Origin of the sequence: Streptomyces sp. 8L, assembly GCF_020176795.1 — a bacterium.
Lineage (GTDB): Bacteria > Actinomycetota > Actinomycetes > Streptomycetales > Streptomycetaceae > Streptomyces.
On the sequence record NZ_JAIUKE010000564.1, the window covers coordinates 1 to 6,595 of the forward strand.

Sequence of the window (6,595 nt, forward strand, 5' to 3'; positions counted from 1 at the left end):
CCCCCCCCCCCCCCCCCCCCCCCCCCCCCCCCCCCCCCCCCCCCCCCCCCCCCCCCCCCCCCCCCCCCCCCCCCCCCCGGCCCGCTCGGACGGTCCATCCACCAACGTCCGCCGGGAGGTGTCCCCACAGGTCCGGTTCATCCCGTCCTTACAACGGGCCCTTGGGGCGGCGCGGACACCCAGGGGGGTGGGCGGGATCGCCCGAAACGCCCATGCGAAACTTTTCACATGAACTTCGGTCGCGCCCTCCGACGCACCACGGCCCCCACGCGCCGCCGGCGGCTGACGCGTGCCGCCGTCCTGCCGGTCGCCGTGGTCACCGCCGCCCTCGCGCTCACCGCGTGCGGCAGCGGCAAGTCCGGCGGCGGCGGGAACACCAACTTCGTCGCGAGCACCTCGGACGGCATCGACACCGTCCCGCAGGGAGATCGCAAGCCCGCGGGGCCCATCAAGGGCACGACCCTCGACGGCAAGGCGCTGGACGTCGCCTCCTTCAAGGGCAAGGTCGTCGTCCTCAATGTGTGGGGCTCCTGGTGCTCGCCCTGCCGCGCCGAGGCGCCCAACCTCGCGAAGGTCGCCAGGGCCACCGAGCCCGAGGGCGTCCGGTTCGTCGGCATCGACACCCGCGACAACAACAAGGAACAGGGCATCGCGTTCGAGAAGAACTACGACGTGCCCTACCCGAGCCTGTACGACCCGTCAGGACGCTCGCTGCTCTCCGGCTTCCCCAAGGGGACGCTCAACCCGCAGGCCATCCCGTCGACGATCGTGCTCGACCGGCACGGGAAGATCGCCGCCCGCGCGCTCCAGGGCCTGGACGAGGCCAAGCTGAAGAAGATGCTCGACCCGCTGATCGCGGAGAAGTGATCCTGTGCACGACGTACAGGTGCTCGCCGAGACGGGGTACAACTCCACGGTCATGAGCGGCGCGCTGCTGCTCGCGCTGCCGATCGCCGTGCTCGGCGGGCTCGTCTCCTTCTTCTCGCCGTGCGTCCTGCCGCTCGTGCCCGGCTACCTCAGCTACGTGACCGGAATCACCGGTACCGACATAGGGCAGGCCAGGCGGGGCCGGATGGTGACCGGGGCGAGCCTGTTCGTCCTCGGGTTCACGGTCGTCTTCGTCTCCGGCGGCGCCCTGTTCGGCTTCGTGGGCGAGAACCTCCAGGACCACAGGGCCGCCCTGTCCAGGGTCCTCGGTGTCCTCATGATCCTCATGGGGTTCTTCTTCGCCGGGCTGATGCCCTGGATCACCCAGCGCGAAGTGCGCGTCCACAAGCGGCCGGTCTCCGGCCTCGTCGGGGCGCCGCTGCTCGGCGCGCTGTTCGGCGTCGGCTGGACCCCTTGCCTCGGACCGACACTCGCCTCGGTCAATTCGCTGGCGATCACCCAGGCGAGTGCCGGACGCGGCGCGATCCTGGCCGTCGCGTACTGTCTGGGACTCGGGGTGCCCTTCGTGCTCGCGGCCGTCGCGTTCCGCAAGGCCCTGGGCGCCTTCGGCTGGGTCAAGCGGCACTACACATGGGTCATGAGGATCGGCGGCGCCATGATGGTCGCCACCGGACTGCTGCTCGTGACCGGGGTGTGGGACAGCATCCTGCAACAGACCCAGTCGTGGTCAACCGGCTTCTCGGTGGGGATCTAGCACCATGAGCGACACAGACACGCACGCCGGCCGCGGCCGGGCCGGTGGCCCGGACGGGGACGCCGGGCCCACCGGAAACGACGGACCCGCCGCGCCCGAAGAGGCGCCCGCCGCCCAGGGGGAGACGGGCGGCGAGGAAGAGGCCGGCGGCGCCCTGACGCGCGACGAGGCCGACGCCCGCGAGATCGGCGCCGCCGGATCGCAGCTGTCCACCGCGCCCCGCGAGGAACCCCTCATGGCCGGGCCGAGGCTCGGCCCCATCGGCTGGGCCCGCTGGTTCTGGCGGCAGCTCACCTCGATGCGCATCGCGCTGCTGCTGCTCCTGCTGCTGTCGCTCGCCGCCATCCCCGGTTCGCTGATCCCGCAGTCGAGCGCCGACCAGAACAAGGTCGACACGTTCATCACCGAGCACACCACGCTCGGCCCGCTCTACGACAAGCTCCAGCTGTTCCACGTGTACAGCTCGGTGTGGTTCTCCGCGATCTACATCCTGCTGTTCATCTCGCTGATCGGCTGCATCATCCCGCGCACCTGGCAGTTCGTCGGCCAGCTGCGCGGTCGGCCGCCCGGCGCCCCGGGACGCCTCACCCGGCTTCCCGCGTACACCACCTGGCGCACGGACACCGAGCCGGAGGCCGTACGCGAGGCCGCGCTCGCGGTCCTCGGGCGGCGCCGCTTCCGCGTCCACGTCGTCGGTGACGCGGTCGCTGCGGAGAAGGGCTACCTGCGCGAGGCGGGCAACCTGATGTTCCACGTCGCGCTGATCGTGATGCTCCTCGCCTTCGCCTCCGGGTCCCTCTTCAAGTCGGAGGGCGGCAAGCTGATCATGGAGGGCGACCAGGACGGGTTCTCCAACACGCTCAGCCAGTACGACGACTTCACGTCGGGTTCGCTCTTCGACTCGGGGAACCTCGCCCCGTTCTCGTTCTCGCTGGACAACTTCATCGGCACGTACGAGCGCAGCGGCCCCGAGGTCGGCACCGCCCGCAAGTTCCAGGCGGACATCCACTACTCGGCGGGCCCCGGCGACAAGGAGCACAAGGGGGTCATCAAGGAGAACCACCCCCTGAAGATCGAGGGCTCCAACGTCTACCTGATCTCGCACGGCTACGCGCCGTCCGTCACGGTCAAGGACGGCAGGGGGAAGGTCGTCTTCCACGGCGCCACCCCGATGCTGCCGTTCGACAAGAACCTCTCCTCCAGCGGTGCCATCAAGGTGATGGACGGCTACCGCGACAAGAGCGGCAAGAAGGACCAGCTGGGCTTCGCCGCGCTGTTCGTGCCCACGTTCGGCGGCAAGGGGCAGATGCTCTCGCAGTTCCCCGCCCCGGACTTCCCGGTCCTCAACATCGGCGCGTACCACGGCGATCTCGGGGTCGACTCCGGCGTCCCGCAGAACGTGTACCAGCTGAACACGAAGGTCCTGAAGCCGTTCAAGGACGCGAAGGGGCAGATCCTCAAGCAGAGCCTGCTGCCCGGCGAGACGATGAAGCTGCCGGACGGCGCGGGCTCCATCACCTTCGACAAGGGTCCGGTCAAGGAGTGGGCGAGCTTCCAGATCACCCACCAGCCCGGAGAACTGTGGGCCCTCGGCGGCGCGATCGCCGCCATCCTCGGACTCGCGGGCTCCCTGTTCATCCAGCGGCGACGCGTCTGGGTCAAGGCCGTCACGGGCCCCGACGGCGTCACCGTCCTGGAGATGGCGGGACTCGGCCGCAGCGAGTCCGCGAAACTCCCCGAGGAGCTTGGCGACCTGGCCGTCACGCTCATTCCCGAGGCGCCCCCCGCGCCCGATCCTGACGCCGACGACGCGGGGGAAGCATCCGCCGCCGTCGCACCAGCCGACCACGCCGAAGGGGCCGAGAAGTGATCCTCGCCGCCGCAACCAACGAGAACCTGGCGCATACCAGCAATGTGCTGATCTACTCGGCCATGGCCGTCTACATGCTGGCCTTCTTCGCCCATATCTTCGAGTGGATCTTCGGCAGCCGCAGCAAGGTCGCGCGTACGGCCGCCGCGCTGACCGGCGGCGGGTCGCCCGACGCGGAGGCCGGCACCAAGGACACGGGCACGGTCACCATCAAGGTCGCGACCAAGAACGGCGGCACGACCGTCCTGGAACGGCCGAAGATCGTCACCCGCTCCGCGTCCGGCTCGCGCGACGTGCCGGACGGCCCCGGCGCCGACGGCGGCGACGTACAGGGCGACATGTGGGGCCGGATCGCGCTGGCCCTGACGATCCTCGCCTTCATCATCGCGGCGGGCGGCGTCCTCACCCGCGCCCTGTCGGTGCAGCGCGCGCCGTGGGGCAACATGTACGAGTTCTCCATCACGTTCTCGACGGTCGCCGTCGGCGTGTACCTGGGGCTCCTGGCCTCCAGGAAGCTGAACATCCGCTGGCTCGGGCTGCCGCTCGTCACGACCGTCCTGCTGACGCTCGGCCTCGCCGTCACCGTCCTGTACACCGCGAGCGACCAGCTGGTGCCCGCGCTGCACTCGTACTGGCTGTGGATTCACGTCTCCACCGCGATCTTCTGCGGCGCGGTCTTCTACGTCGGCGCCGTCGCGACGCTGCTCTACCTCTTCCGCGACCGCTACGAGACCAAGCTCATCGCGGGCGAGAAGATCAGCGCCTTCGCGACGTCGGTCCTGGAGCGGCTGCCCGCCGCCGCCACCCTCGACAAGCTGGCCTACCGCGTCAACGCCGCCGTCTTCCCGCTGTGGACGTTCACGATCATCGCGGGCGCCATCTGGGCCGGCAGCGCCTGGGGCCACTACTGGGAGTGGGACCCGAAGGAGACCTGGTCCTTCATCACCTGGGTCGCGTACGCCTGCTACCTGCACGCGCGCGCCACGGCCGGCTGGAAGGGCCGCAAGGCGGCGTCGCTCGCGCTGGTCGCGTTCGCGTGCTTCCTCTTCAACTACTACGGCGTCAACATCTTCGTCACGGGCAAGCACTCGTACGCGGGCGTCTGAGCCGTCCGGGCCGGCCGGGCGTTCCCGGCGGGCTGAGCCGGCGGGAGCGTCCGGGCTTTCCCGGCCCGGAAGACACGCACACGGGTGTGCCCCGGCGGGACCTTCCGGGTCCCGGCCGGCCCACACCCGCGTGACGGTACGGAGCAGGGGTCAGCGGCGGGGCCGTGTCCCCTTCTCCTGCCGCGGCATGTGCTGGTCGGTGGTGGGCAGCGTGGGCGCCGGCAGTGTCGCCACCTCCTGCTGCGCCTCCGCGAGCTGCTCGGCCGTGTCGGTGGGGAGCCTCGGCGGGACGGGCGCCGTCTCGCGGAAGCCGAAGGCGGACGTCAGGTCGCCGAACGTACGGCGCCGCCACTGGCTGATGTTGGGCTCCCGCACCCCCGTCACGCGCTCGAGGAACTGGAGCACGGAGGTGTGGTCGAAGGCGTCGCCCGCCGCCCAGCCGCCCACCGTCCAGGGCGAGACGATCACGCACGGCACGCGGAAGCCGCCGCCGATGGGCAGGCCGTCGATGAACTCGTCCGCCGTGCCCGCCTTCGGTGTGGGCGGGACGACATGGTCGAAGAGGCCGTCGTTCTCGTCGTAGTCGAGGATGAACGCGGTCTTCCGCCACACCTCGGGGTTGGAGGCGATGGCCTCGATCTTCGAGGCGACGTAGTCCGCGCCCGCGGCCGGCAGGTAGTCCGGGTGCTCGGACTGGGTGCTGGTGCAGATGATCCAGGAGACCGTCGGGAGGCGGTCGTTGCGGGCGTCGTCCTCGAACGCGCCCGCGGGGCCCGGCTGGACGCCCTTGTCGTAGAGCGGGTCGCCGGGCTTCGCGTTCTTGAAGTTGGCGAAGTTCTCCAGCATGTTGCAGCCGTAGTCGTCCTCCTCCTGGTACACCTTCCAGGACACGCCGGCCGCTTCGAGGCGCTCCGCGTACGTGGTCCAGGTGTAGCCGCTGTCGGGGGCGACGTTGCTGATGATCGGGCCGCCGTGGGTGCCGTGCGGGTCGACGGTGCCGGTCATCCAGAACATCCGGTTGGGCCAGGTCGGGCCCATCATCGAGCAGTAGTAGTTGTCGCAGACGGTGAACGCCTCGGCGAGCGCGAACTGGAACGGGATGTCCTCGCGCGTGTAGTAGCCCATGACGTACGGGCCGTTCTTGCCGTCGGCCGCGCGGTGCGCGGGCAGCCAGTTGTCCATCTTCCCGTTGTTCCAGGCGCTGTGCTGCACCGACCAGGCGTGGCTGGTCGAGGGGATGGCCTGTGCGCTGGTGGAGTGGGTGTCGAGATGGAACGGCAGCAGGTAGCCGTCGGGGTTGCCGGGGTCCGGCTGGTAGAAGACGGACTTGCCGGTGGACAGGCGCTTGGCGTGCGGGTCGGCGAAGCCGCGTACGCCCTTCAGCGTGCCGAAGTAGTGGTCGAAGGACCGGTTCTCCTGCATCAGGCAGACGACGTGCTCGATGTCGTCGATCGAGCCGCGCCTGGCGGGGCCCGCGGCCACCGCCTTCTGTACGGACGGCGGCAGCAGGCTGAGCGCCGCGCCGCCGGCGACGGCGCCCGCGGCGGAACCGAGGAGTCTGCGACGGGTCATGCTGGGCATGGGGGACCCACTTCCATGGAGTCGTGTCAGGGCGGGCCGGCCGTGCACGACTCTCTCCGGGCGGGCGCCCGGAAAGTCAGAGCCATTCGATGAACGCCCGGCCAAGCGACGGCAAAAGGATCGAGCGACGGCACAATCCGCGGCGGGTGTGGTCAGTTGGAGCCGGCGGGACGGGGGAGCGGCGACAGGACGGGCATGCAGCCTGGTGGGAGGCGGTCCGGCCAGTGTTGCTGACGCCACGTCAATAAGGTGTGTACGACACGGAGTCGGTGTCCGGCGCACGGCGGCGGACGAGGGGCGCGCGGGGCGGCGGACGGGCCGCCCGCTTCCGGATGTCACCCCGTCTTCATCTCCCGGGGCTCTACGGGGACACCCGGGCGGGTATCACCGCCGGTA

Annotated in this window: 5 protein-coding genes; 4 read left to right on the top strand and 1 reads right to left on the bottom strand. The window is 70.3% G+C overall.

Annotation, left to right across the window (positions count from 1 at the left end):
- Nucleotides 1-228: 228 nt before the first annotated feature.
- Genes LCE31_RS34400 through ccsB form a run of 4 tightly spaced genes read left to right on the top strand, consistent with a single transcriptional unit; the run spans nt 229 to nt 4,618 of the window.
- Nucleotides 229-867: a TlpA family protein disulfide reductase gene (locus LCE31_RS34400; protein WP_225021536.1), complete on the top strand. Its 639-nt coding sequence runs from the start codon at nt 229-231 to the stop codon at nt 865-867.
- A gap of 52 nt (nt 868-919) precedes the next feature.
- On the top strand, nt 920-1,642 hold the full coding sequence (locus LCE31_RS34405) for a cytochrome c biogenesis CcdA family protein (RefSeq protein ID WP_225021544.1): 723 nt from the start codon (nt 920-922) through the stop codon (nt 1,640-1,642).
- Between the two features lie 4 nt (nt 1,643-1,646).
- On the top strand, nt 1,647-3,512 hold the full coding sequence (resB, locus tag LCE31_RS34410) for a cytochrome c biogenesis protein ResB (RefSeq protein WP_225021538.1): 1,866 nt from the start codon (nt 1,647-1,649) through the stop codon (nt 3,510-3,512).
- Nucleotides 3,509-4,618, top strand: a complete 1,110-nt coding sequence (ccsB, locus tag LCE31_RS34415; protein ID WP_225021540.1) for a c-type cytochrome biogenesis protein CcsB — start codon at nt 3,509-3,511, stop codon at nt 4,616-4,618. Before resB ends, ccsB begins: the two co-directional genes overlap by 4 nt.
- A 150-nt stretch (nt 4,619-4,768) precedes the next feature.
- Here the strand turns inward: ccsB and LCE31_RS34420 are convergent, their stop codons facing one another.
- Nucleotides 4,769-6,199: an alkaline phosphatase family protein gene (locus LCE31_RS34420; RefSeq protein WP_225021542.1), complete on the bottom strand. Its 1,431-nt coding sequence runs from the start codon at nt 6,197-6,199 to the stop codon at nt 4,769-4,771.
- Between the last annotated feature and the right edge of the window lie 396 nt (nt 6,200-6,595).

What these genes read in the sequence shown, in the direction of transcription:
- LCE31_RS34400 (WP_225021536.1), top strand. Translation starts at nt 229, where the DNA reads ATGAACTTCGGTCGCGCCCTCCGACGCACCACGGCCCCCACGCGCCGC.
- LCE31_RS34420 (WP_225021542.1), bottom strand. Translation starts at nt 6,199, where the DNA reads ATGCCCAGCATGACCCGTCGCAGACTCCTCGGTTCCGCCGCGGGCGCC.
- resB (WP_225021538.1), top strand. Translation starts at nt 1,647, where the DNA reads ATGAGCGACACAGACACGCACGCCGGCCGCGGCCGGGCCGGTGGCCCG.
- LCE31_RS34405 (WP_225021544.1), top strand. Translation starts at nt 920, where the DNA reads ATGAGCGGCGCGCTGCTGCTCGCGCTGCCGATCGCCGTGCTCGGCGGG.